This is a genomic window from Pseudomonas sp. FDAARGOS_380, assembly GCF_002591235.1.
Taxonomy (GTDB): Bacteria; Pseudomonadota; Gammaproteobacteria; order Pseudomonadales; family Pseudomonadaceae; genus Aquipseudomonas; species Aquipseudomonas salmasensis.
Genome location: NZ_CP023969.1, coordinates 3,685,685 through 3,709,813 on the forward strand (window position 1 = coordinate 3,685,685; position 24,129 = coordinate 3,709,813).

19 protein-coding genes are annotated in these 24,129 nt (G+C 61.7%); 8 read left to right on the top strand and 11 right to left on the bottom strand.

All coding sequences use genetic code 11. The features are described 5' to 3' along the window. Positions 1-37 precede the first annotated feature (37 nt). From cobA to CRN80_RS17330, 8 genes are all read right to left on the bottom strand, one after another. Positions 38-781 (bottom strand): uroporphyrinogen-III C-methyltransferase, encoded by a 744-nt coding sequence (gene cobA, locus CRN80_RS17295; protein WP_098950664.1) that lies wholly within the window; start codon positions 779-781, stop codon positions 38-40. A 10-nt stretch (positions 782-791) separates the two neighbouring features. Continuing rightward, the gene (locus tag CRN80_RS17300) at positions 792-3,500 is read right to left on the bottom strand and encodes a nitrate reductase (RefSeq protein ID WP_032895802.1); all 2,709 of its coding nucleotides are present in this window, start codon (positions 3,498-3,500) and stop codon (positions 792-794) included. Beyond that, entirely contained in the window at positions 3,500-3,817 is a 318-nt protein-coding gene (gene nirD / locus CRN80_RS17305; protein ID WP_003193279.1) for a nitrite reductase small subunit NirD, read from the bottom strand. The genes CRN80_RS17300 and nirD overlap by 1 nt, the downstream gene beginning before the upstream one ends. Then, a complete protein-coding gene (gene nirB / locus CRN80_RS17310; protein WP_032895803.1) occupies positions 3,814-6,267 on the bottom strand; it encodes a nitrite reductase large subunit NirB in 2,454 nt (817 codons plus the stop codon). The genes nirD and nirB overlap by 4 nt, the downstream gene beginning before the upstream one ends. Before the next feature lie 233 nt (positions 6,268-6,500). Next, positions 6,501-8,168 (bottom strand): bifunctional protein-serine/threonine kinase/phosphatase, encoded by a 1,668-nt coding sequence (locus tag CRN80_RS17315; protein ID WP_098950665.1) that lies wholly within the window; start codon positions 8,166-8,168, stop codon positions 6,501-6,503. Continuing rightward, the gene (locus CRN80_RS17320) at positions 8,168-9,379 is read right to left on the bottom strand and encodes a NarK/NasA family nitrate transporter (RefSeq protein WP_003193275.1); all 1,212 of its coding nucleotides are present in this window, start codon (positions 9,377-9,379) and stop codon (positions 8,168-8,170) included. The genes CRN80_RS17315 and CRN80_RS17320 overlap by 1 nt, the downstream gene beginning before the upstream one ends. 147 nt (positions 9,380-9,526) lie before the next feature. After that, positions 9,527-10,102 (bottom strand): ANTAR domain-containing response regulator, encoded by a 576-nt coding sequence (locus CRN80_RS17325; RefSeq protein ID WP_003193274.1) that lies wholly within the window; start codon positions 10,100-10,102, stop codon positions 9,527-9,529. A gap of 13 nt (positions 10,103-10,115) precedes the next feature. After that, positions 10,116-11,315 (bottom strand): CmpA/NrtA family ABC transporter substrate-binding protein, encoded by a 1,200-nt coding sequence (locus tag CRN80_RS17330; protein WP_032895805.1) that lies wholly within the window; start codon positions 11,313-11,315, stop codon positions 10,116-10,118. A gap of 246 nt (positions 11,316-11,561) precedes the next feature. On the opposite strand from CRN80_RS17330, the gene CRN80_RS17335 reads away from it, so the two are divergent. The 5 genes from CRN80_RS17335 to CRN80_RS17355 all read left to right on the top strand — a co-directional run bounded on the left by CRN80_RS17335 (position 11,562) and on the right by CRN80_RS17355 (position 14,639). Then, a complete protein-coding gene (locus tag CRN80_RS17335; RefSeq protein ID WP_098950666.1) occupies positions 11,562-12,293 on the top strand; it encodes a secretin N-terminal domain-containing protein in 732 nt (243 codons plus the stop codon). Between the two features lie 15 nt (positions 12,294-12,308). Next, a complete protein-coding gene (locus tag CRN80_RS17340) occupies positions 12,309-12,524 on the top strand; it encodes a FliM/FliN family flagellar motor switch protein (protein ID WP_003193267.1) in 216 nt (71 codons plus the stop codon). Positions 12,525-12,690: 166 nt separating this feature from the next. Next, on the top strand, positions 12,691-13,080 hold the full coding sequence (locus CRN80_RS17345; RefSeq protein ID WP_044275094.1) for a winged helix-turn-helix domain-containing protein: 390 nt from the start codon (positions 12,691-12,693) through the stop codon (positions 13,078-13,080). Next, positions 13,067-13,534 carry a transglycosylase SLT domain-containing protein gene (locus tag CRN80_RS17350; protein WP_032895808.1) on the top strand — a complete coding sequence of 156 codons (468 nt, stop codon included), beginning with the start codon at positions 13,067-13,069 and terminating at the stop codon, positions 13,532-13,534. The genes CRN80_RS17345 and CRN80_RS17350 overlap by 14 nt, the downstream gene beginning before the upstream one ends. Positions 13,535-13,619: 85 nt before the next feature. Continuing rightward, the gene (locus tag CRN80_RS17355; protein ID WP_003193260.1) at positions 13,620-14,639 is read left to right on the top strand and encodes a quinone-dependent dihydroorotate dehydrogenase; all 1,020 of its coding nucleotides are present in this window, start codon (positions 13,620-13,622) and stop codon (positions 14,637-14,639) included. A gap of 125 nt (positions 14,640-14,764) precedes the next feature. On the opposite strand, the gene rmf is transcribed toward CRN80_RS17355, so the two are convergent. Then, a complete protein-coding gene (gene rmf / locus CRN80_RS17360; RefSeq protein WP_002553055.1) occupies positions 14,765-14,980 on the bottom strand; it encodes a ribosome modulation factor in 216 nt (71 codons plus the stop codon). Positions 14,981-15,512: 532 nt separating this feature from the next. Here rmf and rlmKL point away from each other — a divergent pair. Beyond that, positions 15,513-17,777, top strand: a complete 2,265-nt coding sequence (rlmKL, locus tag CRN80_RS17365; RefSeq protein ID WP_032895809.1) for a bifunctional 23S rRNA (guanine(2069)-N(7))-methyltransferase RlmK/23S rRNA (guanine(2445)-N(2))-methyltransferase RlmL — start codon at positions 15,513-15,515, stop codon at positions 17,775-17,777. Positions 17,778-18,030: 253 nt separating this feature from the next. Further along, entirely contained in the window at positions 18,031-20,409 is a 2,379-nt protein-coding gene (locus CRN80_RS17375) for a diguanylate cyclase (RefSeq protein ID WP_098950667.1), read from the top strand. 141 nt (positions 20,410-20,550) lie between these two features. On the opposite strand, the gene dacB is transcribed toward CRN80_RS17375, so the two are convergent. Then, the gene (gene dacB, locus CRN80_RS17380) at positions 20,551-22,011 is read right to left on the bottom strand and encodes a D-alanyl-D-alanine carboxypeptidase/D-alanyl-D-alanine-endopeptidase (protein WP_032895812.1); all 1,461 of its coding nucleotides are present in this window, start codon (positions 22,009-22,011) and stop codon (positions 20,551-20,553) included. A gap of 236 nt (positions 22,012-22,247) precedes the next feature. Between dacB and CRN80_RS17385 the strand changes: the two genes are divergently transcribed. Continuing rightward, entirely contained in the window at positions 22,248-22,592 is a 345-nt protein-coding gene (locus CRN80_RS17385; protein ID WP_003193255.1) for a YggL family protein, read from the top strand. A gap of 36 nt (positions 22,593-22,628) precedes the next feature. Here CRN80_RS17385 and CRN80_RS17390 read toward each other — a convergent pair whose 3' ends face one another. After that, the gene (locus CRN80_RS17390) at positions 22,629-23,819 is read right to left on the bottom strand and encodes a benzoate/H(+) symporter BenE family transporter (protein WP_019820510.1); all 1,191 of its coding nucleotides are present in this window, start codon (positions 23,817-23,819) and stop codon (positions 22,629-22,631) included. Positions 23,820-24,129 lie beyond the last annotated feature (310 nt).

The following is a 24,129-nucleotide window of genomic DNA, read 5'->3' on the forward strand; positions in this document are numbered from 1 at the left end:
CGGCTCAGGCCGGGCTTTTTTTCGCCTGCGATTTGCCTCAGGCGCTTGCCGCAGCGGCGATGCCATCCATCTGTGCGGCGCCGGCAACCTGGCCAATCACCAGGATGGCCGGGCTCTTGAGCGCAAAGGCTGTTGCAGCTTCATGCATGGCCGCCAGGGAGCTGCGGCATTCGCGTTGCTGGGGCAACGAAGCGTTTTCGATCATTGCCACCGGCATATCCGCAGCCATGCCACCGTTGAGTAACTGCTCGCGGATTTCTTCTAGCTTGGCCACGCCCATATACACCACCAGCGTGGTGCCTCCCTCCGCCAGCGCACGCCAGTTCAGGCTGCTGTCATCCTGGGTATGCGCGGTGACCAAGGTCACTCCACGGCTTACGCCACGCAAGGTCAACGGGATATCGCACTGGGTCGCCCCGGCCAGCCCTGAGGTGATGCCATTGACCAATTCCACCTCGACGCCACGCTCGCGCAGCCAGGTTGCCTCTTCGCCACCGCGGCCAAAAATACACGGGTCGCCACCTTTGAGGCGTACCACGCACTTGCCCTGGCGCGCATAACGCAGCATCAGGCGGTGAATAAACTCCTGCGGGGTGGAGCGACAGCCCCCACGCTTGCCAACGGTAATCACCCGGGCGCTGGCGCAGTGTTCCAGTACTGCCGGGTTGACCAAGTCATCAATCAGCACAATATCCGCTGCATGCAGAGCCCGGACCGCCTTGAGGGTCAGCAACTCCGGATCACCCGGCCCTGCGCCTACCAGCCATACTTTTGCGCTCATGTTGTTCCCCTTACACACTGATGGCGATTGGCTGCGGGTTGCTGGCCAAAAGACGTTTGATTTCCGGCACGCAGGAGCCGCATTGGGTGCCGCAGCCCAGTGCCTGTTTGAGGCCATCCAGGTCCAGGCCGCTGCCGATACCGGCACACACGGCGTTTTCGCTGACGTTCTTGCAGTTGCACACAATCTTGTTGCTGGCCGTGGTACCGCCCGGTGGCGCGCTCAAGGGCGCCAGCAACCAGCGCCGCAGTTGCTCGTCGGCGCGTCCTTCCAGCCACAGGCTTTGCAGCCAGTGACGGGCCAGGGTTTCGCCGGCCAGGCGCAGGGCGGTGATGCGGCCTTTCTCGATTTTTACGCGCTTGCCGATTGAGCGGCGGGGGTCGTCATAGGCCATTACCGGGCCGTCGTTGAGGCCCAGCAGGTGGTCGATGCGGGTCAACAGTTGCAGGTCGGGCGCCTCGGTATGCGCGGCGCGCACCAGCAACGCGGGGCGTTCACGGCCAGCCAGGCTCAGGCTGACGTAGGCAAAGGTTTCACACAGTGGGCGCAAGGCTTCGAAGTGCTGCTGCACATCGCCTTCGATCAGCGCAAACAGCTGCCATGGCAGTTGCACTGCTTCCAGGCGCACGCCGCTGTGCTTGAGCTCCGGCTGCTTGGACAAAGGGTCGAACGCCGGTTGCGTGAGGGTATTAACGCCGCCCTTGAGAAAACGGTCGCCCCAGTGCATGGGCAGGAACGCTTGGCCGGGGCGCACACTGTCATCGCTGCCCACCGCGACGATCACGCTGCCGCGACGGCTTTTCAGGCTGACCAGGTCACCCTCTTTGAAACGGTGACGGCGCAGCTCGTCCGGGTGCAGGCTCAGCAGCGCCTCACTGACGTGCCCGAACAGCTGGGCGGCGGTGCCGGTGCGGCTCATGCCGTGCCATTGATCACGCAGGCGACCAGTGATCAGGGTCAACGGGAATCGCGCATCGCGCTGTTCCTTGGCGGCGCGATAAGGCTCGGCGACAAACCGCGCCCGCCCACTGTCAGTGGGGAAAATACCGTCGGTGTACAAGCGCGACGTACCCGCCTGCGCACCCTCGGGAAACGGCCACTGCTGCGGGCCGAGCCGGTCGAGCAGGGCATGGCTGATGCCGGACATATCCAGGTCACGGCCTTGAGTCAGTGGCTTGAATTCATCAAACAGCTGGGCCGCTTGTTCAAAGGCGAACAGGCTCGGCAACCCCGGACGCAGACGGCGCTCCAGGCGTTGGGCGAAATCCACCGTGATCGCCCAGTCCGCGCGTGCTTCACCCGGTGGGCTGATGGCGCGGCGCACGTGGGAAATACGCCGCTCGGAATTGGTCACCGTGCCGTCTTTTTCACCCCAACTGGCGGCGGGCAGTAGCAGGTCGGCATAGGCGGCGGTTTCGGTGGTATGAAATGCTTCCTGCAACACCACGAACGGACACGCGGCCAAGGCTGCGCGCACCGCGTTCTGGTCGGGCAGCGATTGGGCTGGGTTGGTACAGGCGATCCACAACGCCTTGATCTTGCCAGCCTGCACCTGTTCAAACAGTTCGATGGCGGTAAGGCCGGTGGTCGCGGGCAGTTGTTCCACGCCCCAATAGGCCGCCACTTCAGCGCGGTGTTCAGGGTTGGCCGCGTCGCGGTGGCCCGGCAGCAAGTTGGACAGGCTGCCGGTTTCGCGCCCACCCATGGCGTTCGGTTGGCCGGTGAGGGAAAAAGGCCCGCAGCCCTGCCGGCCAATGGTCCCCGTGGCTAAATGCAGGTTGATCAGCGCACTGTTTTTGGCGCTGCCAGCGGTGGACTGGTTAAGCCCCATGCACCACAGCGACAAAAAGCTGCTGGAGGTGCCGACCCACTGCGCGCACAGGCGCAACTGTTCGACGCTGATACCGCACAGCTGCGTGACCATCTGCGGCGTGTAGTCATGCACCAGGCGCTTGAGTTCGGCCAGGCCATCGGTGTGGGCCTGGATAAACGCGCGGTCCACCCAGTCTTCCCACAGCAACAGATGCAAAATCCCGTGGAACAACGCCACATCCGTGCCCGGCAAGATGGCCAAGTGCAGGTCGGCCAAATCGCAGGTGTCGGTACGCCGAGGGTCAATCACCAGCACTTTCATCTGCGGGCGTTGCGCCTTGGCTTGCTCCAGGCGTCGGAACAATACCGGGTGGGCGTAGGCCATATTGCTGCCGACGATCATTACGCAGTCGCTGTTTTCCAGGTCTTCATAGCTGCACGGCGGCGCATCGGCGCCCAGGCTGCGCTTGTAGCCGACCACCGCCGAAGACATGCATAGCCTAGAGTTGCTGTCGATATTGTTGGTGCCCACCAACGCCCGCGCCAACTTGTTGAAGCTGTAGTAGTCCTCGGTCAGCAGTTGCCCGGAGATATAGAACGCCACGCTGTCGGGCCCGTGTTCGGCAATGGTATCGGCGAACACGTTGGCCGCGTGTTCCAGGGCGGTGTCCCAGTCGGTGCGGGTGCGTGCCAGTGCTTTGCCCAAGCGTAATTGCGGGTAAAGCGCACGGGCGCTCAAGTCGCCGGTCAGGTGCAGGCTGGCGCCTTTGCTGCACAACTTGCCGAAGTTGGCCGGATGGCTGGGGTCGCCTTGCACCCCCAGGATCTGTTCGCCGTCATGCTCGATCAGCACGCCGCAGCCCACCCCGCAATAACAGCAGGTGGACGCGGTGGTCTGGCGGTTCATCAACCCGCGTCCCGTAGGGCCAGCATCACCCGGCCGTTTTCGACCCGGGCCTGATGATGGTGGGCACAGCCGATATCCGGGGCCTGGGCTTGGCCGGACTCAAGGTCGATCTGCCAATTGTGCAATGGGCAGGCCACACGCTTGCCATAGATCAAGCCTTGGGACAGCGGCCCGCCCTTGTGCGGGCAGCGGTCGTCGAGGGCAAAGACTTCGTCGTCACTGGTGCGAAAAATCGCGATGTCACCTTTGGGCCCGCTGATGATGCGCGAGCCCAGGGCGTTGATTTCGTCGAGGGCGCAGATATCCAGCCAGTTCATAGCGAGACCTCCAGGTGTTTGACAGGGATCACGTCGAATTCCTTTTTCAGCAGCGGCTGTTCCAGGCGTTCCTTCCACGGGTCCTGCTCGAATGACAACGAGAACTGCAAACGCTCATTGAGGGCCTGGCGGCGCGCCGGGTCTTCCAGCACGGCCTTTTTGATATGTTCCATGCCCACTCGCTGCAGGTAGTGCACGGTGCGTTCCAGGTAGAAGGCTTCTTCGCGGTACAACTGCAGGAACGCGCCGTTGTATTCACGTACTTCCTCGGCGGTTTTCACCTTGACGAAGAACTCCGCAACTTCTGTCTTGATCCCGCCGTTGCCGCCGATGTACATCTCCCAGCCCGAGTCGACACCGATAATGCCCACATCCTTGATGCCCGCTTCCGAGCAGTTGCGTGGGCACCCGGACACCGCCAACTTGACCTTGTGGGGCGACCACATATTGAACAGGTCATGCTCCAGCTCAATGCCCAGTTGCGTCGAGTTCTGCGTGCCAAACCGGCAGAACTCGCTGCCCACACAGGTTTTGACGGTGCGGATGGATTTGCCATAGGCATGCCCGGACGGCATATCCAGGTCCTTCCATACCCCTGGCAAGTCCTGCTTCTTGATACCGAGCAAGTCAATGCGCTGGCCGCCGGTGACCTTGACCATCGGCACGTTGTACTTGTCGGCCACATCGGCGATGCGGCGCAGCTCCGAAGGATTGGTCACGCCGCCCCACATCCGTGGCACCACAGAATAGGTGCCGTCTTTTTGAATATTGGCGTGGGCCCGTTCGTTGATCAGCCGCGATTGCGGGTCGTCCTTGGCTTCGCCGGGCCAGGTGGAGATCAGGTAATAGTTGAGCGCCGGGCGGCAGGTGGCGCAGCCATTGGGGGTGCGCCAGTTCAAGTAGCGCAGGGTGCTGTCGATGGTCAGCAGGTGCTGCTCGCGAATGGCCTGGCGGATCTGCCCGTGGTTGAGGTCGCTGCAGCCGCAGATGGCTTTTTCACTTTTGGGTTTGACGTCGGCGGCGCCGCCCACGGTGTTGATCAGGATCTGCTCGACCAACCCGGCACAGGAACCGCAGGAACTGGCGGCCTTGGTGTGTTTTTTCACCTCATCGACACTGAACAGCCCTTGTTCCTGGATCGCCTTGACGATGGTGCCCTTGCACACGCCATTGCAGCCGCAGACTTCGGCGCTGTCGGCCATGCTCATGGCTTTGTCCTGGCCTTGGTGGCCGACATCGCCGAGTGCATTTTCACCGAACATCAGGTGATCGCGGATTTCACCGATGGCGTGGTTCTCACGGATCTGGCGGAAATACCAGCCGCCATCGGCGGTATCGCCGTACAGGCAGGCGCCGACCAGGATGTCGTCCTTGATCACCAGCTTCTTGTACACGCCGCCAATCGGGTCGGAGAGGGTGATGGTCTCGGTGCCTTCGCCGCCCATGAAGTCGCCGGCGGAGAACAGGTCGATGCCGGTGACTTTCAGTTTTGTCGAGGTCACCGAGCCCTTGTAAGTGGCAAACCCCAGTTGGGCCAGGTGGTTGGCGCAGACCTTGGCCTGTTCGAACAAGGGCGCCACCAGGCCATAGGCGATGCCGCGATGGCTGGCGCATTCACCGATGGCGTAGATGCGCGGGTCGTAGGTTTGCATGGTGTCGTTGACCAGGATCCCACGGTTGCAGGGGATGCCGGAATTTTCCGCGAGTTCGGTATTGGGGCGGATGCCGGCGGCCATCACCACCAGGTCGGCGGGGATGATGTCGCCATTTTTGAACTGCACCGAGCCGACGCGGCCGTTGCCGGCATCGTGCAGGGCCTGGGTTTGCTCGCACAGGCGAAACACCAGGCCGCGGCTCTCCAGCTCGGTTTGCAGTAGCTGGCCGCTGGTCTTGTCCAGTTGCCGCTCCAGCAGCCATTCACCGATGTGCACTACCGTCACGTGCATGCCGCGCAGCATCAGGCCGTTGGCCGCTTCCAGGCCGAGCAGGCCGCCGCCGATCACCACTGCATGCTTGTGGGTCTTGGCGGTGTCGATCATCGCCTGGGTGTCGGCGATGTCGCGGTAGCCAATCACGCCCTGCAGGGTATTGCCGGGAATCGGCAGGATAAACGGCGTGGAACCGGTGGCGATCAGCAGGCGATCATACTCGGCCTCGGTGCCGTCTTCGGCGATGACTTTGCGCTTGACCCGGTCGATCTGCACCACCTTGCGGTTGAGCAGCAACTTGACGTTGTTGTTCAGGTACCAATCCAGATCGTTGAGCACGATCTCTTCGAAGGTTTGCTCACCGGCCAGTACCGGCGACAGCAGGATGCGGTTGTAGTTGGTGTGAGGCTCGGCGCCGAACACGGTGATGTCGTACAGCTCGTTGCTCAGCTTGAGCAGTTCTTCCAGGGTGCGAACCCCGGCCATGCCGTTGCCGATCATCACCAGTTTGAGTTTTTTCATGTCGTTCTCCGCAATGGCTCGACAAATCGTGCGCAAACAAAAAAGGCGTCCCCGCTAGTCAGCTAGCGAGGACGCCTTTGTCCTGGTCCCGTTCTCTCGGGAAGCTCGGCCCTTCGTCGTTGAAGGAGCGGCTATATGTGGGGTGTTGGGAAAGCTAATGCAGCAGCTGTGCCAAGTCCCTATAGCCCCAGTTTTACTGAGCGTTTACACGCAGAACCGGCGGATTCTGCCCGTTAGTGGTGCAGCAGCCAGTACAGCAGCACCAGATTGAGCAGCATTGAAGCCACCGCCAGGGTTTGCCAGACCTTCAAGGGTTCGCGTTCGAGCAAGGGCCGTGGGCGTAGGCTCAATTCGCGGCGGTCGGCCTGCTCCAGCACCAACAGCCATTCTTCGGCGGTTTCATAACGTTGGGCCGGGGCAGCGGTCACCGCCCGTTCCAGGCTGTGTGGCAACCACTCTGGCAAGTCGGGGCGATAACGGCTGGCGCTGACGGGTTGGGAAAACCTGGGCCGTTGGAAGGCCTCGATTTCACCGTAGGGGTAATGCCCGGTCAGCAGGTAATACAAGGTCACGCCGACGCTATACAAATCCTGTTGTGCCGTAGGCTGCTCGCCAGCGAACGCCTCGGGCGCGATAAAACTCGGGGTGCCGGGCAGCAGGTGGGCACGGTCCTCGGAGAGCCCGGGGCAATAGGCCAGGCCGAAGTCCAGCACCCGCAGTTCGCCATCTTCTCCCAGCAGCAGGTTTTCCGGCTTGATGTCGCGGTGCAGGATCTGCCGGCGATGCAGCAGGCCTACGGCGCGCAGCAAGCGTTCGGCAATCGACTGCCATTGCGCCAACGGCAGCGGGCCCTGTTGTTGGAACAGTTGGGCCAGGGTTTGCCCGGCGTATTCGCGCATCACGTAGTACAAATGTTGACGACCGCTGGCGGCATGCACCTCGGGAAAGGCGCGGCCGGCGACCCGGCGCAGAAACCATTCCTCCGATAACAAGGCCTGGGCCGCATCGGTATCCTCGCAACGCAACGGCAAGGTCTTGAGCAGCCAGGCTTGCCCCTGGGCATCGTGCACGCGGTACAGCAACGACTGGCGACTCTGCGCCAGCACGCTTTGCACCTGCCAGCCTTCAAAGGTTTGCCCGACTTTCAGCGGTGGCGGCAGTGGCCATTGCTGCAACTGCACCAGGGCGTCGCCGAGGGTGGCCGCGCCGAGTTGATCGATGCGCACCAGCAAGGCGCTGGCGTTGTCTTGGCTACCCGCCAGGTGGGCGGCGTTGACCAGGGTGTTGACGGCCAGGTCGAGGTCGCTTTGCTCGCGCAGGATCGCGCCGATGTTGTGATCGCCCAGCGTGGCCCATACCCCGTCGCTGAGCAGCAGGAAGCTTTCGCCCTCGCGCAGTTGGCCATCGAGGAAGTCCAGCACCAGGTGCTGATCCAGGCCGAGGGCGCGCTTGAGCACATGTTGCATGCCCGGCTGTTCCCACACATGGTCTTCGCTGATGCGTTGCAACTCGCCGTCAAGCCAACGATACGCCCGGCAATCACCGACATGGGCCAGGGTGAAACGTTGGCCGCGAAACACCAGGGCACTGAGGGTGGTGAGCAAAGGCTGCCCACCGCCGTTGGCTTGCAACCAGCGATTCTGCGCCAGTAACAGACGCTCCAGCGCCTGGGCCACGCTCCAGGTCTGTGGCGTGGCGTAGTAGTCCAGGGCCAGGGCCTGTAAGGTCGAGCGTGCGGCCAGGCCACCGTCGGCGCATTGGCTCACACCATCGGCCAGTGCGCACAGGTAGCCTTTGCTCGCGGCCAGTTCCTCCATGGGCGTGACCACCCGCAGCGCATCCTGGTTCTCGCTGCGCGGGCCGATGGCACTGGCCTGGGCGACGCTCAGTTGTAAGCTCATCAGACGCGGGCGGCGGTCACGGCGGCCGAACCCCAGGTGGTTCTCCAGCGCCGCTTCACCCCATGCAGGCCGAACCACGCCAGCACACCGAGGCTGGCGAACAACCACAGGGCCAGTTGATAGCTGCCGGTGCTCTGCTTGATGGCGCCCATGCCCGCTGCGAGGGCGAAGCCGCCGATGCCACCGGCCATGCCGATCAGGCCGGTCATGACGCCGATCTCACTGCGAAAACGCTGCGGCACCAGTTGGAATACCGCGCCATTGCCGGCGCCCAGGCCGAGCATGGTGCAGACGAAAAGCGCCAGCGCCGCGTAGGAACTTGGCAGGTTGAACCCCACTGCCGCAATGCAGATCACCGCCACGCTGTACATGCCGAGCAGAGTCTTGATCCCGCCGAACCGGTCTGCCAGGGCGCCACCCAAGGGGCGCATCAGGCTGCCGCCGAACACACAGGCGGCGGTGTAGTAGCCGGCAGTCACCGGGCTCAGGCCGTACTGGTCGTTGAAGTAGCCGGGCAGGGCGCTGGCCAGGCCGATAAACCCGCCGAAGGTCACGCTGTAGAAGAACATGAACCACCAACTGTCGCGGTCGCCCAGGGCCTTGAAGTAGTCGGCCATGGCTTTGGCTTTCGGGCGCTGAGGGGCATTGCGCGCCAGCCAGGCGAACACGATCAGGGTCAGCACCAGTGGGATCAGCGCAAAGCCGAACACGTTGCTCCAACCAAACGCGGCCGCCAGCACGGGCGCCAGCAGCGCGGCAAACACGGTGCCGGAGTTACCGGCGCCGGCGATGCCCATGGCTTTGCCCTGGTGCTCCGCCGGGTACCACTGGGACGCCAAGGGCAGGGCGACCGCAAAGGACGCGCCGGCCATGCCCAGGAACATGCCCAGCAACAACGCTTGTTCGTAGCTGTGGATCCCCAGTTTCCAGGCGCAGAACAGGGCCACGATCACAATCACCTGGCCAATCAGCCCGGCGGTCTTGGGCGACAGCTTGTCGGCCAGCATCCCCATCAAGAAGCGAAGTACCGCGCCCGCCAGGATCGGCGTGGCCACCACCAGGCCTCGCTGTTGGGTGGTCAGGTGCAAGTCAGCGGCAATCTGCACCGCCAGGGGGCCCAACAGGTACCAGACCATGAAGCTCAGGTCGAAATACAGGAACGCGGCAAACAGGGTCGGGGTGTGCCCGGATTTCCAGAAGCTTGATTTCATCACGCACCTCAACGGTTGGGGGTCTAGAAACGAAAAAACGCCGCCACCGGGTTCGCGAGGGCAAACCGGGTGGGCGACGTCTTTGTCGTGGAGGGGGCAACCGCCGTTGGCTACCTGTGATAATTCTTTAGCAAGAGCTGAGCCACATCAGCCGAGCAACTCGCTCATGGCAATAATCTGCTCTGCCACCTGGATCAGTTTCTGTTGACGGCTCATGGCCTGGCGGCGCATCAGGGTGTAGGCCTCTTCTTCGTTACAGCTCTTCATCTTCATCAACAGGCCCTTGGCCAATTCGATGCGCTTGCGTTCGGCCAGTTGCTGGTCGCGGGCATGCAGCTGGGCGCGCAGGGCCTGGTCACTCTCGAAGCGCGCCATGGCCACATCGAGGATCGGTTGCAGGCGCTGGGCCTGGATGCCTTCGACGATATAGGCACTGACGCCGGACTTGATGGCCTGGCGCATCACATTAGGGTCGTGCTCGTCGGTAAACATCACGATGGGCCGGGGCTGATCGCGGCTGACCAGCACCACTTGCTCCATCACATCGCGCCCGGGTGACTCGGTATCGATCAGGATCACATCCGGGCGCACTGTTTCGACGCGTGCGGGCAAGTCGATAGTCAAGCCGGACTCATCGATCACCTCAAAGCCGGCCTCGGTCAATGCGGCCTTGAGGCGCCCGACCTTACGCGGGGTGTCGTTGATCAACAGGATTCGCAGCATCGTCGGGCTCCTGTCAGCGCAGCGCTTGACGGTTAGTGTCATCGGCCAGGGCATGCAGATGGAAGCTGCGCGCATAGCCAGCGGGGTCGCTGCCGTCCCAGGTCTTGCCGTCGAGCAACTGGCTGCGGCGCATGTCCGAGTCGCCTGCGGGAATGCCCAGCGCCTCGGCCGCCTGGCGGTACAGCGCCAGTTGCTGCACCTGCCGGGCGACGCCCAGGTAGTCCGGGTCTTCACGCAACAAGCCCCAGCGCCGGAACTGGGTCATGAACCACATGCCATCGCTGAGGTAAGGCAGGTTCACCTCGCCGTCGGCGAAAAAGCGCAGCGCATGGGGATCCTGCCACTGGTTGCCCAGGCCATCCTCATAGTGGCCCAGCAAGCGCGGTTCGATGCAGGCCACAGGCGCATCGAGGTATTCAGGGGCACTGAGCAACTGGGCGGTAGAGCGGCGGTTTTCACGGCTCTGCTCGATAAACCGGCTGGCCTCCAGGATCGCCATGACCAGCACGCGTGCGGTATTGGGGTACGCGTCAACGAAGGCTTGGGTGCAGCCCAGGACTTTTTCCGGGTGGTCCGGCCAGATCGCCTGGCTGGTCGCCAGGGTAAAGCCCTGGTGCTGTTGCACTGCGCTGGCGCACCAGGGTTCGCCCACGCAAAGGCCGTCGATGCGGCCGGCTTGCAGGTGCGCGACCATTTGTGGCGGCGGCACTACTACACTGTTCACATCCTGCAAGGGATGAATGCCTTGGCTCGCCAGCCAGTAATACAACCACATGGCGTGGGTGCCGGTGGGAAACGTCTGGGCGAAGGTCAATTTTGTCCGGCTTTGGTGCACGTGGCGTTTCAATGCTTCAGGAGTGATCACTCCTTGCTGTTGTAGGCCATGGGACAGGTTGATGCCCTGGCCATTCTGGTTCAGCCCCATCAGCACCGCCATGGGGCTGGGGGCGACGCCGCCGATGCCCAGGTGCACGGCATAGATCAGCCCGTAGAGACTGTGGGCAGCGTCCAGTTCACCGCTGACCAGCTTGTCGCGCAGGTTGGCCCAGGACGCTTGGCGCTTGAGGTTGAGTGTGAGGCCGTAGGGTTGGGCGAAGCCCTGGGTGGCGGCGACCACCAGCGAGGCGCAATCGGTCAGGGCCATGAACCCCAGGTCCAGGCTGCTCTTTTCCGGGGCATCGCTGCCGTTTACCCAAGCCAGCGGATCGTTCATCAATACCTGCCTTTTTCTGAAAAAAAAGCGCCGTTTCCCAGGTTGGCGTATAGGCCATTGCAGGGGAACGACGCCTTTGTCCGTAGGCCCGTGCCGCCGTTGGTGCGAGCCTGATCCAGAGTGCAAAGCAAGGCACATGCCACGGGCAGGACGTCGCAGTTGTCCGTCAACTTTCCATCATGATTGATCCTCGTGCGCCTCGCAGTATGGCCGCTTCTTCAGACCAGACCGCCAGGCATACCCACGGTGCACGCTGATTACCTCGCAACCCTCAATTGTCGCTGGCTGTTCAGCGCGCTGCTGTGCGCCGCGCTGTTGCTGGGCAGTCGCACGGCCTGTGGCGAGGTGTTGCAGCTCTACGCTTTCGACGACACGAGAAGCTCGGCGGTGGTGCTGCGGCATATTTCCGTCAGTAAGCTGCGCGGCATCATGCGCCGTGCGGGGCTGGATGAGCCGCGTTACCCACTGCGTGAACACGGCGGGCGTACGTTCTATGTAACCGGCCCTTCCAGCTATGTCGACCAGGTGTTGCGTCTCGCCCAACGGATGGACCGACCCCCTCGCAAGGTGCCAGAGCGCGCCCCGGTATTTGGCGTGGTGAAAGTGATCAATGTCCTCGTGGACGATCACCTGCAGGGCGCGGGAGCCAACAAGGTCCAGGTACCGGGCATGGCCTCCATGCTCGAAGCTCGGCTATCCCCGGCGCAGAAGGACCAACTGGCCGATGGCCGCCTTGCGGTGATGGCCTATCCGGATACCAACAGTCTGTTGATCAAGGGCCCTCCCGCCCAAGTGAAGGTTATCGAAAAACTGGTGGCCGAGCTGGATGTCGCCCAGCCGCTGGATGAGGCCTCGCCAGGGCAGGCTGGCGTAGGTGGCGACGGACTGCCCTGGATTGGCCCACCTCAGTTGAGCGCCGCGCAACACGAGCGTGTGCGACGTGCGTTCCTGGGAGCGGACCCTGAGTTTTCCCCCTGAATAAGGCGTTTGTCCATGCACCTGGAAATATTGCTGCAGGAGCAACTGATCAGCCGCAAGCGTTTGGCCGCATTCGCACCGGGGAAGGTGCTGCCCTTGGACCCAGGCGTCACCCGCTGTGTGGAGGTGCGGGTCAATGGACAACTGATGGCAGTGGGAGAGTTGGTGCAGTTGGAGGATCGGCTAGGGGTTGAATTGCAGGAGACGTTTCAGGAGTGGTTGCCGCGATAAGGGGGCGTTAGCGAATTGTCTGACCGGCAGTGGCCAAAAAAAGGCGAATGAATGGGTTTTTTCCTAACGCGGGTCTTCGAGACGGTTTTTTATAGTCGTGCCCATGGCAGATGAGCTGGTCACACAATAAGGATTTGAATGTCAGTAGTCGACTACAGAGGTGCGTATGGCCGTCGTGACGGATGAAACGACGACGTCCCTGGTTTTCGCGCGTTGGACCTTGCATGGCGACGGCCGGTTGACGGGCGTGGAGGCGGATATTCAGTTGCCTCCCAAGGAGGGGCACGTGCTGCGGTTGCTGCTGGCCTCCGGTGGCGCGCTGATGACCAAGGACCGTTTGCTGGAACTGGCCTGGCCTCGGGGCGAAGTGGCCGAAGAGTCACTCACGCGGTGTATTTATTCCCTGCGCAAGCACTTGAGAGCCGACAAAGGCTTTATCAAGACGATTTATGGCAAGGGCTATCGCTTTACCTGCCCGGTGCGCACAGGTGATCAACCCAGGGCAGTGGCACACGTGTGCGCCGTCTGTGGTCAGGCCAGCAATGTCCAGGGTTAAGGCATGGGGCAAAGGCCTGGTGGTCGGGGTATTGATGGGCAGCAGCCAGGCCTGGGCCTTTTGCTGGGAAGAGGCGGCCAGCCGCTACGACCTTGAGCCGGAATTGCTGCAAGCTATCGCCTCGGTCGAATCGGGTTACCGGGCGCAAGCGATGAACTACACCAACCGCAATGGCACGCGGGATATCGGCTTGATGCAAATCAACAGCATCCACTTGCCGCGCTTGCTCAAGCAGGGCATTACCGAAGAACGGCTGTTGAGCGAGCCTTGCCTGTCGGTGGAAGTAGGCGCCTCGATTCTTGCCGAATTCATCCAGCGGTTTGGCTACAACTGGACGGCGGTGGGGGCTTACAACGTGGGGCCGGGGCCCGGGCCACAGCGTGAGGCATTGCGTCTGCGCTACGCCGAAAGGATCTGGGTGCGTTATGAGGCGTTGACGGCGCAACGTCAATGAGATCAGGTGGCACGCCTCGCATGCAGGCCGCCACCCTGGCTATAATCAGCGCCACCTTTTGTCGCCATCCGAGTCTAGCCCGCCCATGTATACCCTGGCCCGCCAGCTGTTGTTCAAACTCTCCCCGGAAACCTCCCACGATCTGTCCCTGGACCTGATCGGTGCCGGTGGCCGCCTGGGGCTCAATGGCCTGGTATGCAAGGCACCGGCGAAAGTGCCGGTGTCGGTGATGGGGTTGAACTTCCCCAACCCGGTCGGGCTGGCAGCCGGCCTGGACAAGAACGGCGCGGCCATCGACGGGTTTGCGCAGTTGGGTTTCGGCTTTGTCGAAATCGGCACCGTGACGCCGCGTCCGCAACCGGGCAACCCCAAGCCGCGCATTTTCCGCCTGCCGGAAGCGGAGGCGATCATCAATCGCATGGGCTTCAACAACCTCGGGGTCGACCATCTGCTGTCGCGGGTTCAGGCGGCGAAATACACCGGCATCCTGGGTATCAACATCGGCAAGAACTTTGACACGCCAGTGGAGCGTGCCGTGGATGACTACCTGATTTGCCTGGACAAGGTCTACGCCCACGCCAGCTATGTCACCGTCAACGTCAGCTCGCCCAACACCCCGGGCCTGCGCAGCCTGCAATTTGGTGATTCCCTCAAGCAACTGCTCGAAGCCTTGCGCCAGCGCCAGGAAGACCTGGCCGTGCGTCACGGCAAGCGTGTGCCCCTGGCTATCAAGATCGCGCCGGACATGAGCGATGAAGAAACCGTACTGGTGGCCCAGGCCCTGGTGGATTCAGGGATGGATGCGGTGATTGCGACCAACACCACCCTCAGCCGCGTGGGCGTCGAAGGCCTGGCCCATGGTGACGAGGCGGGCGGCCTGTCGGGCGCGCCGGTGCGTGACAAGAGCACCCATATCGTCAAGGTGCTGGCGGCCGAGTTGGCTGGGCGTTTGCCGATCATCGCGGTGGGCGGTATCACCGAAGGCAAACACGCGGCTGAGAAGATCGCAGCCGGCGCCAGCCTGGTGCAGTTGTACTCAGGCTTTATCTATAAGGGGCCGGCGCTGATTCGCCAGTCGGTGGATGCCATCGCTGCCTTGCGCTGAGCAGGCAATAAAAAGGGCTCCATGAAGGAGCCCCTGGGCCGAAGCCCGCCGCCCGGATGGGGCGCGCGTGGTTAAGTCGTTACAAAATCAAAGATGTGTGTGTCGCAATTAGATAGATCCCCTGATTAGCCGACGGCGTGAAGTTCGTTGAGTCTGTGGATGCCCGCAGTGCCAGTCATACCGTCCCAGTTGTCGCCGCGTCCTTCTCGCCAGCCGTTGATCCAGGCTTGGCGTACCGACGGTAGAGTAAATGGGCAAAGCTCACGGGATTTTCCATGAACGCCATATTGATATCCGCGTAAAAATGCTCTTTCCAACGGATCACGCTTAAGTCTTCTCATAGGGTGTTTCCCTCACTTGTTGACTGTCTAGATATCCTTCGGCCTTGTCCAAGGCCGGGCAGAGTTTTTCTGCCGTTGGTGGGCTCGCTGCCGGCGTGGCGAGCCGATGTGTTGGCACCGTTACGGCGCCAACCTGTGTTGAGTTCTAACCAATAGGTCACATGTATTCAATGATCGTTTTGTCATAAGCACGTAACGATAACGATGCTATAGCCATAAGCTGGGCTGGTTATTCGCCCCTTTTTTAGGGCAAAGCCAGCTATGATGTGCCCTGCAAAGAGGAAAGGTTTAATTCCTTAGTGAGAATGCCCGCCTGTTGCAGTCGGTTATTATTCGACGAAGGGTCGGAATATTTCTTTTTGTTGCGCAACATTCTTCTTCTGCCTCGCCCATAAAGGCTCAAGAGCCCGCCAGACGGGGTGGAACGGCACATTCGTGCCACGCGAGCACTCTTCGAGAAAAGTGCTTGATTGAAAACCGAACCGGCGATGCGTCGCCTGTTCACTTATTGCTGAAAAGCCTGGAATGCCCCATGTCGGACCGTTTTGAACTCTTCCTCACCTGCCCCAAGGGCCTCGAAGGCCTGCTGATCGAGGAAGCCGTCGGGCTTGGCCTTGAGGAAGCCCGCGAGCACACCTCGGCCGTGCGCGGCATGGCCGACATGGAAACCGCCTACCGCTTGTGCCTCTGGTCGCGCCTGGCCAACCGTGTGTTGCTGGTGCTCAAGCGCTTCCCGATGAAGGACGCCGAGGATCTTTACCACGGCGTGCTGGACATCGAATGGGCTGACCACATGGTCCCCGACGGTACCCTCGCGGTGGAGTTCAGCGGCCATGGCTCGGGCATCGACAACACCCACTTCGGCGCGCTGAAGGTCAAGGATGCGATTGTCGACAAACTGCGCACCCCGACCGGCGAACGTCCGTCCATCGACAAGATCAACCCTGACCTGCGCATTCACCTGCGCCTGGACCGTGGCGAAGCCATCCTGTCCCTGGACCTCTCCGGCCACAGCCTGCACCAGCGCGGCTACCGCCTGCAGCAGGGCGCGGCACCGCTGAAGGAAAACCTGGCGGCGGCGATCCTGATCCGCGCCGGCTGGCCGCGTATTGCAGCCGAAGGCGGCGCACTCACCGACCCGATGTGCGGTGTGGGTACCTTCCTGGTCGAGGGCGCGATGATCGCCGCCGACATGGCCCCCAACCTCAACCGTGAACTCTGGGGGTTCACTACCTGGCTGGGCCACGTCCCGGCGCTGTGGAAAAAACTGCACGCAGAAGCCACTGAGCGTGCCGCCATCGGCATGAACAAGCCGCCGCTGTGGGTGCGTGGCTATGAAGCCGACCCACGCTTGATCCAGCCTGCGCGCAATAACATCGAGCGCGCCGGGCTGAGTCATTGGATCAAGGTGTACCAGGGCGAAGTCGGTACGTTCGAGCCGCGCCCGGACCAGAACCAGAAAGGCCTGGTCATCTGCAACCCGCCGTACGGCGAGCGCTTGGGTGATGAAGCCAGCCTGTTGTACCTCTACCAGAACCTCGGTGAGCGTCTGCGTCAGGCCTGCATGGGCTGGGAAGCGGCGGTGTTTACCGGCGCGCCGGACCTGGGCAAGCGCATGGGTATCCGTAGCCACAAACAGTATTCGTTCTGGAACGGCGCATTGCCGTGCAAGTTGCTGCTGATCAAGGTCAACCCGGATCAGTTTGTCACTGGCGAGCGCCGTACCCCGGAGCAGCGCCAGGCCGAACGTGAGCAAGCGGCTTACGACCAGGCCCCGAGCGAGCCGGCAGAGCGTCAGTACAACAAGAACGGCAACCCGATCAAACCCGCCCCGGCCCCTGTGGTGGAGCAAGCGCGCTTGAGCGAAGGCGGGCAGATGTTTGCCAACCGCCTGCAGAAGAACCTCAAGCTGTTGGGCAAATGGGCCAAGCGCGAAGGCGTGGATTGCTACCGTGTGTATGACGCCGACATGCCTGAGTACTCCATGGCCATCGACCTGTACCACGATTGGGTGCATGTGCAGGAATACGCCGCGCCAAAATCCATCGACCCGGAAAAAGCCTCGGCCCGCATGTTCGATGCCCTGGCGGCCATTCCCCAGGCACTGAACGTCGACAAGAGCCGTGTAGTGGTCAAGCGCCGTGAGCGTCAGAGCGGCACCAAGCAATACGAGCGTCAGAGTGCCCAAGGTAAATTCACCGAGGTCAGCGAAGGCGGCGTTAAGTTGCTGGTCAACCTCACCGATTACCTGGACACCGGCCTGTTCCTCGACCACCGCCCGATGCGCATGCGCATTCAGAAGGAAGCGGCGGGCAAGCGTTTCCTCAATTTGTATTGCTACACCGCCACCGCCAGTGTGCATGCTGCCAAGGGCGGCGCGCGCAGCACCACCAGCGTCGACCTGTCCAAGACCTACCTGGACTGGGCGCGTCGCAACTTCTCCCTCAACGGCTTTTCCGACAAGAACCGCCTGGAACAGGGTGACGTGATGGCGTGGCTGGACGCGAGCCGCGATGAATTCGACATGATCTTCATCGACCCGCCGACCTTCTCCAACTCCAAGCGCATGGAAGGCATCTTCGACGTGCAGCGTGACCATGTGCAGTTGCTCGACCTGGCCATGGCGCGCCTGGCGCCGGGTGGCGTGCTGTACTTCTCCAACAACTTTCGCAAGTTCCAGCTGGAAGACAACCTCAGCGAACGCTATGCGGTCGAGGAAATCAGCGACAAGACCATCGACCCGGATTTTGCGCGCAATGCCAAGATCCACCGCGCCTGGAAAATCACCGCCCGCTGATTTTCCCCTGTAGGAGCGAGCTTGCTCGCGAAGATCGTCAACGATACCGCGGATATCCTGGATGAACGCGGTGCCTGTGAGTTTTTCGCGAGCAAGCTCGCTCCTACAGTAAGCCTCTGTGGCGAGGGAGCTTGCTCCCTCGCCCACAATAAGTCCGTGACGGTTTTACGCTGGTCAAACACCCTGCCGATGGCTATAACTTAAGCCCTAGCCAAAGTGACACCCCCGCACACTGGCGCTGTGAGTGTTGCCTATGCCGATGCAAGTCGTTCGCCCGAAAATCCTTGGTTTTATCAGTGAGCAGGCATCGGCTTGGCTGGTGGCATTGGTGGTGTTATTAATCGGTAGCGCGCTGACGGTGGTTGTCGCGTGGGCGGCATCCGACTTATATCAGCAACAGGTGCGCCAGCGGTTCCAGTTGCTGGTCAACGAGCGCTACACCCGCATCCAGGAACGTTTTGAAGACCAGGAGCAACGCCTGGGCAGCTTGCAGCGTTTCTTCGTCAATTCCGGCGAGGTGTCCCGCGCCGAGTTCGACGGTTTCGCCAAACCGCTGTTGTTGCATGCCCGTGCCTATGCCTGGGCGCCACGGATATTTCGCACGCAGCGCAGCCTGTTTGAGCAGGACATTTCTCGCCAGCGCGGCATTCCCTTCAGTATCCGCGAACTGAATACTGCAGGTGAGTTGGCGCCAGCGGCCGAACGCGATGAATACGTACCGGTGCTGTACAGCCAGACACAAAGTCTGCTGGGCTCGCCGCTGGGCTTTGATCTGCTGGCCCAACCCCTGCGTCGCTCAGCCCTGGAGCGTGCGCAACAAAGCGGCCAGTTGGCGGTGTCGCAACCCATGCAGTTGGTGGGGGTGGAACCCGCTTATGCCGCAGGCGTGTTGTTGGTGGCGCCCGTGAGTAAACTCCCAGGTGCCGAGCCCTACGGCTATGTGATGGCGGTGATCAGCATGCGTCAGCTGGTAGCCGAGGGGTTGCCCAGGCCCAACCGGGACAACCTGGTGATGCAGATCGTAGACACCTCCGACACCCAGCAACGGGTGTTGTATGCCTCCAGCAACGCCTTGGGCAGCAGTGGCTTGACGGCTGCGCGCCGCCTAACCCTGGGCGATCATGTCTACGCCCTGAGCCTGAGCGCCAGCGAAGTGTTCGACAGGGCCAACCATTCTTCGATGCACACCATTCTGGCGATGGGCGTGCTGCTCAGCGCCTTGCTCAGTGCGCTGCTTTACATGCTGGTGAGCCAGCGCCAACGCGCACTGAAACTGGTGGAGCAACGCACCGTGCAATTGCGCGCCCGTGAGCAGGAGTTGCGTGGCGCCCATGGGCAATTGCGCAGCGTGCTGAATGCGGCGACTCAAGTGGCGATCATTGCCACGGACCTGCGCGGCGTGATCAACACCTTCAATGCTGGTGCCGAACAGATGCTGGGCTTTACGGCCGCGGAGGTGCTGGGGCATATGACCTTGGACCGTCTGCACGTAGCCATGGAACTCGACGCCCGCGCTGAGCCGTTGAGCAGGGCGCTGGGCAAGCGCATCCCCGCGAGCCAGGCGATGCTGGTGGAGAGCCCGGACAGTCAACATGAAGGCCGTGAGTGGACGCTGGTGCGCAAGGATGGCAGCCAACTGACGGTCAACATGTTGCCGACCGTGCTCTTGGATGACCATGGCCTGTGGGTCGGGCACCTGGCGATTTACCTGGATGTCACCGAGCAAAAGCGTGCCTATGAGGCCCTTGCCGTACGCGACCGCCTGCTGAAAAAACTCAGCGCCCACGTGCCGGGTGGGATCTTCCAGTTCACCCTGGAGCCCCAGGACACCTGGCGTTTCATCTATGCCAGCGAAGGCATGCGCGATATCTATGAAATCGAGCTGGGCGTGTTGCAGCAGGATGCGGGCAAGGTGCTGGAGCGCATTCATCCTTTGGACCTGGAGCGCGTACGTGCGTCGATACGCCTGTCTGCGTTGCAACTGAGCCATTGGCGCGAAGAATACCGCGTGCAATTACCCCAGCGAGGCCTGCGCTGGATTCGCGGCGAAGCGACGCCGGAAGAGTTACCGGGCGGCGGTACGCTTTGGCACGGTTATGTGTCGGATATTTCTGATCTCAAACGGGTCGAGGAAGAACTGCGTGCACTGTCCATCACCGACTCCCTGACAGGGATCTATAACCGTCGCTATTTCCAGGATCGCCTCAAGGGCGAAATGCTCCGGCTCAACCGTATGTCTGGCGCGCTGTCGTTGATCATGCTCGATATCGACCACTTCAAGCGCATCAACGATCAGCACGGCCATGCCGTGGGCGACGGCGTGCTGCAGGAGTTGTGCAAGCGTATCGGCCAACGCTTGCGCCGCACCGATGTATTTTGCCGGATCGGCGGGGAAGAGTTTGTGGTGCTGTGCCCCAACACCGATGGCGCCCAGGCCTACAGCCTGGCGATGCAGTTGTGGCAGTCGCTGCGCGATGCGGCGATGGAACCGGTGGGGGTGGTCACCGCCAGCTTCGGCGTGGCCAGTTGGCGGCTCGACGAAGGTATCGATGGCTTGCTGCTGCGCGCGGATTCGGCGGTGTACGTGGCCAAGCAGGCGGGCAGAGATCGGGTGCAGGTGTGTGGTCGCTGAGACGCGCTGATCGTTGATGATCGTTCCCACGCTCTGCGTGGGAATGCTGTTTTGGACGCTCTGCGTCCGCGCTCAAGGCTTGACGCGGAGCGTCTCAGGATGCATTCCCACGCAGAGCGTGGGAACGATCAGAGGGAGGCTTTAGAGGATCGGCGCGGCGGCAACGGCCTTCGGCTGGCGATACAGGTCCAGCAGCACCTGATCCAGCACCGACGAGGCTCCCCACGGCTTGGAGTCGTTGAGAATCGCCACTACCGCCCAGGTATTGCCATTGTTGTCGCGGCTGTAGCCGGCGATGGCGCGTACGGTGTTCAAGGTGCCGGTCTTCACATGGGCTTCGCCGCGCAGGGCGGTGGTTTTCAGGCGTTTACGCATGGTGCCGTCGGTGCCGGCGATCGGCATCGAGCTGATGTACTCAGCGGCATAAGGGCTTTTCCACGCGGCTTGCAGCATGGCCGCCATCTCGCGGGCGCTGACCCGTTCGGCGCGGGACAGGCCGGAGCCGTTTTCCATCACAAGGTGCGGCGCGGTGATGCCTTTCTTGGCCAGCCACTGGCGCACGACACGTTGCGCAGCCTTGGCATCGTCGCCATCGGCATCGTTGCGAAACTGTGCACCCAGGCTCAGGAACAACTGCTGGGCCATGGTGTTGTTACTGTATTTGTTGATGTCGCGGATGATCTCCGCCAGGTCCGGTGAGAAGGCGCGAGCCAGGACTTTGGCATCCTTGGGCACCGGTGCCTGGATATCACGGCCCTGGATGGTGCCGCCCAACTCCTTCCAGATCGCCCGCACGGCGCCTGCGGTGTAGGTGGCGTGGTCGAGCAGCGACAGGTAGGTCTGCGAGCTGCAGCCATCACCCAGTTGGCCGCTGACGGTCACGGTCACGCTGCCGTCGGCGGCGGTCACCGGGCTGTAGCGCACGTCACCGGTGCACTGTTTGGCGTTGGTGACTTTCACCTGGTTGTCGATGCGAATGCTGGCAATCGGCGGCTCGACCGACACGATCACCCGCCCTGAATCATTGCGGGTTACAAAGCGTAGGGCCTTGAGGTTGACCAGCAAGGCGTCGGGCTTGACCAGGAATGGCTTGTTCTCATCGTTGCCGTCGTCGTTGAACTCGGGCAATTGCGGCTGGTTGAAGAAGTTGCGGTCCAGCACCAGGTCGCCGGTGACTTGCTGCACACCATTGGCGCGCAGGTCGCGCATCAGCAGCCAGAGTTTTTCCATGTTCAGCTTGGGGTCGCCGCCGCCCTTGAGGTACAGGTTGCCGCGCAACACGCCGCCGCTGAGGGTGCCATCGGTGTAGAACTCGGTCTTCCACTGATGGTTGGGGCCGAGCATTTCCAGGGCCGCGTAAGTGGTGACCAGCTTCATGGTGGAGGCCGGGTTCACCGAGACGTCGGCGTTGAAAACCGTAGGGGTACCAGGGCCGTTCAGGGGCAGCATCACCAGGGATAGCGCGGTATTTTGCAGCTTGGCCTTCTGCAAGGCCTGGGCAACGCTGGGTGGCAGGGTGTTATTGACGGGCGCGGCGCAAACGGAAAAGGCCAGGGGCAAGACAACACTGGCAAGTAACACTGAACGCAAAGATTTGATCATAAGAAATAAAACCCTACTGCTGAGGAGGGTGAAAAAGGCGAGGGGTATGGAAGAAAATCCCTCAGTGGTCACGAAAGTGTCGGCATTATGCCCCAAGCTGGCGCCACGTGTAGCTGAACGATAGCTGCTAATCGTGGTTTTTTTGCGCGCATTTGCACGTCGGTCCCAGAGAGTCGGGCAATTGCCGCCTTAAACTGCTAAAGTGCCGCCCGTTAATACTTATGAGGATTGTTCCAATGGCGACTAACCGTTCCCAGCGTCTGCGCAAAAAACTGTGCGTTGATGAATTTCAAGAGCTGGGTTTCGAACTGAACCTGGACTTCAACGAAGGCCTGAGTGAAGAAGCTATCGACGCTTTCCTCGAAGCATTCATCAAAGAAGCCATGGAAGCCAACGGCCTGGGCTATGTGGGCGGCGATGACTACGGTCTGGTTTGCCTGCAGAAGCGTGGCTCGGTCTCCGAAGAGCAGCGTGCTGCGGTCGAAGCCTGGCTGAAAACCCGTTCCGAGCTGACCAAGGCTGAAGTCAGCCCGTTGCTGGACGTGTGGTATCCGGAAAAGCCGATCAACGCGGCTAAGTGATACTGAAAAAACGGCGACCTGAGGGTCGCCGTTTTTTTATGCCTTGCGCCAATTCAGAATCAGCAGCGTCAACACCCCCGCCACAATCCCCCAGAACGCCGACCCGATGGAAAACAACGTCAAGCCTGACGCGGTGACCATAAAGGTGATCAGCGCCGCTTCCCGTTCCTTCGGCTCATTCATGGCGATGCTCAAGCCATTGATGATCGAGCCAAACAACGCCAACGCCGCAATCGACAGCACCAACTCCTTGGGCAACGCCGCAAAGAGTGCCGCCAGCGTGGCGCCGAACACCCCGGCAATGCCGTAGAACACCCCGCACCACACCGCCGCGGTGTAGCGTTTGTTGCGGTCTTCATGGGCATGGGGCCCGGTGCAGATCGCGGCGCTGATCGCTGCCAGGTTGATGCCGTGGGAGCCGAACGGTGCCAGCACCAATGAAGCCAGACCAGTGGTGGTGATCAACGGTGAAGCCGGCACCGTGTAGCCGTCGGCCCGCAGCACCGCAACGCCTGGCATATTCTGCGAGGTCATGGCCACCACGAACAGCGGGATGCCGATGCTGATGGTCGCCGCCAGCGAGAAGTGCGGCGTGGTCCATACGGGCGTCGCCACTTCCAGATGAAAGCCGCTGAAGTCCAGCAGCCCCATCAGCCCTGACAAGGCGGTGCCGATGAGCAAGGCGGCCAGCACGGCATAGCGCGGCGACAGACGCTTGATGATCAGGTAGGTGAAGAACATCCCCAGCACCAGCCCGGTGCGGTGCTGGGCGGCGACGAAAATTTCGCTGCCGATCTTGAACAGAATCCCCGCCAGCAGCGCTGCCGCCAGTGACGCCGGAATCCGCTTGACCAGCTTCTCAAAGCTGCCGGTCAACCCGCAGAGCGTCACCAGTACCGCGCAAGTGATGTAGGCACCGATGGCCTCGCCATAGCTCACGCCGCCAAGGCTGGTGATCAGCAGCGCCGCGCCAGGGGTGGACCAGGCGATGGTGATGGGGGTGCGATAGCGCAGGGACAGGCCGATGCTGCACACCGCCATGCCGATGGAAATTGCCCAGATCCATGAAGATATCTGCGCGGTGGTCAAGCCGGCGGCCTGGCCGGCCTGGAACATCAGCACCAGGGAGCTGGTGTAGCCGGTCATCATGGCGATAAAGCCGGCGACGACGGCCGACGCAGAAGTGTCGGCCAGTGGGCGCAAGGGCGCTTGGGTGGCGTCGGTCATGGAGAGGTGTTCCTTTTACCTGACTCCGCACGCTGTAGGAGCGAGCTTGCTCGCGAAAATCGCCAACGATAACGCGGGCAATCAGATTAAACGCGGCGCCCTTGGGTTCTTCGCGAGCAAGCTCGCTCCTACAGTGGGATGTCGTTCATGGGAAATCGTGGAATCAAGCCTAAACTCAAACGTAACGAGTCATTGCAATACAGCCGAGCCCGCAAACAGCCGTACAGTGTGTTGGCGCAGTGGGTTGTGTACAATGTGCGCTGTTTTTAGGTGATACTTGCCAGCGACACGCTGTTGCCGTATTACCGTT

Bases quoted from the DNA above. Each gene is read 5' to 3' on its own strand.
- cobA (WP_098950664.1), bottom strand. From the start codon at position 781: ATGAGCGCAAAAGTATGGCTGGTAGGCGCAGGGCCGGGTGATCCGGAG.
- CRN80_RS17300 (WP_032895802.1), bottom strand. From the start codon at position 3,500: ATGAACCGCCAGACCACCGCGTCCACCTGCTGTTATTGCGGGGTGGGC.
- nirD (WP_003193279.1), bottom strand. From the start codon at position 3,817: ATGAACTGGCTGGATATCTGCGCCCTCGACGAAATCAACGCCCTGGGC.
- nirB (WP_032895803.1), bottom strand. From the start codon at position 6,267: ATGAAAAAACTCAAACTGGTGATGATCGGCAACGGCATGGCCGGGGTT.
- CRN80_RS17315 (WP_098950665.1), bottom strand. From the start codon at position 8,168: ATGAGCTTACAACTGAGCGTCGCCCAGGCCAGTGCCATCGGCCCGCGC.
- CRN80_RS17320 (WP_003193275.1), bottom strand. From the start codon at position 9,379: ATGAAATCAAGCTTCTGGAAATCCGGGCACACCCCGACCCTGTTTGCC.
- CRN80_RS17325 (WP_003193274.1), bottom strand. From the start codon at position 10,102: ATGCTGCGAATCCTGTTGATCAACGACACCCCGCGTAAGGTCGGGCGC.
- CRN80_RS17330 (WP_032895805.1), bottom strand. From the start codon at position 11,315: ATGAACGATCCGCTGGCTTGGGTAAACGGCAGCGATGCCCCGGAAAAG.
- CRN80_RS17340 (WP_003193267.1), top strand. From the start codon at position 12,309: ATGCACCTGGAAATATTGCTGCAGGAGCAACTGATCAGCCGCAAGCGT.
- CRN80_RS17345 (WP_044275094.1), top strand. From the start codon at position 12,691: ATGGCCGTCGTGACGGATGAAACGACGACGTCCCTGGTTTTCGCGCGT.
- CRN80_RS17350 (WP_032895808.1), top strand. From the start codon at position 13,067: ATGTCCAGGGTTAAGGCATGGGGCAAAGGCCTGGTGGTCGGGGTATTG.
- CRN80_RS17355 (WP_003193260.1), top strand. From the start codon at position 13,620: ATGTATACCCTGGCCCGCCAGCTGTTGTTCAAACTCTCCCCGGAAACC.
- rmf (WP_002553055.1), bottom strand. From the start codon at position 14,980: ATGAGAAGACTTAAGCGTGATCCGTTGGAAAGAGCATTTTTACGCGGA.
- rlmKL (WP_032895809.1), top strand. From the start codon at position 15,513: ATGTCGGACCGTTTTGAACTCTTCCTCACCTGCCCCAAGGGCCTCGAA.
- CRN80_RS17375 (WP_098950667.1), top strand. From the start codon at position 18,031: ATGCCGATGCAAGTCGTTCGCCCGAAAATCCTTGGTTTTATCAGTGAG.
- dacB (WP_032895812.1), bottom strand. From the start codon at position 22,011: ATGATCAAATCTTTGCGTTCAGTGTTACTTGCCAGTGTTGTCTTGCCC.
- CRN80_RS17385 (WP_003193255.1), top strand. From the start codon at position 22,248: ATGGCGACTAACCGTTCCCAGCGTCTGCGCAAAAAACTGTGCGTTGAT.
- CRN80_RS17390 (WP_019820510.1), bottom strand. From the start codon at position 23,819: ATGACCGACGCCACCCAAGCGCCCTTGCGCCCACTGGCCGACACTTCT.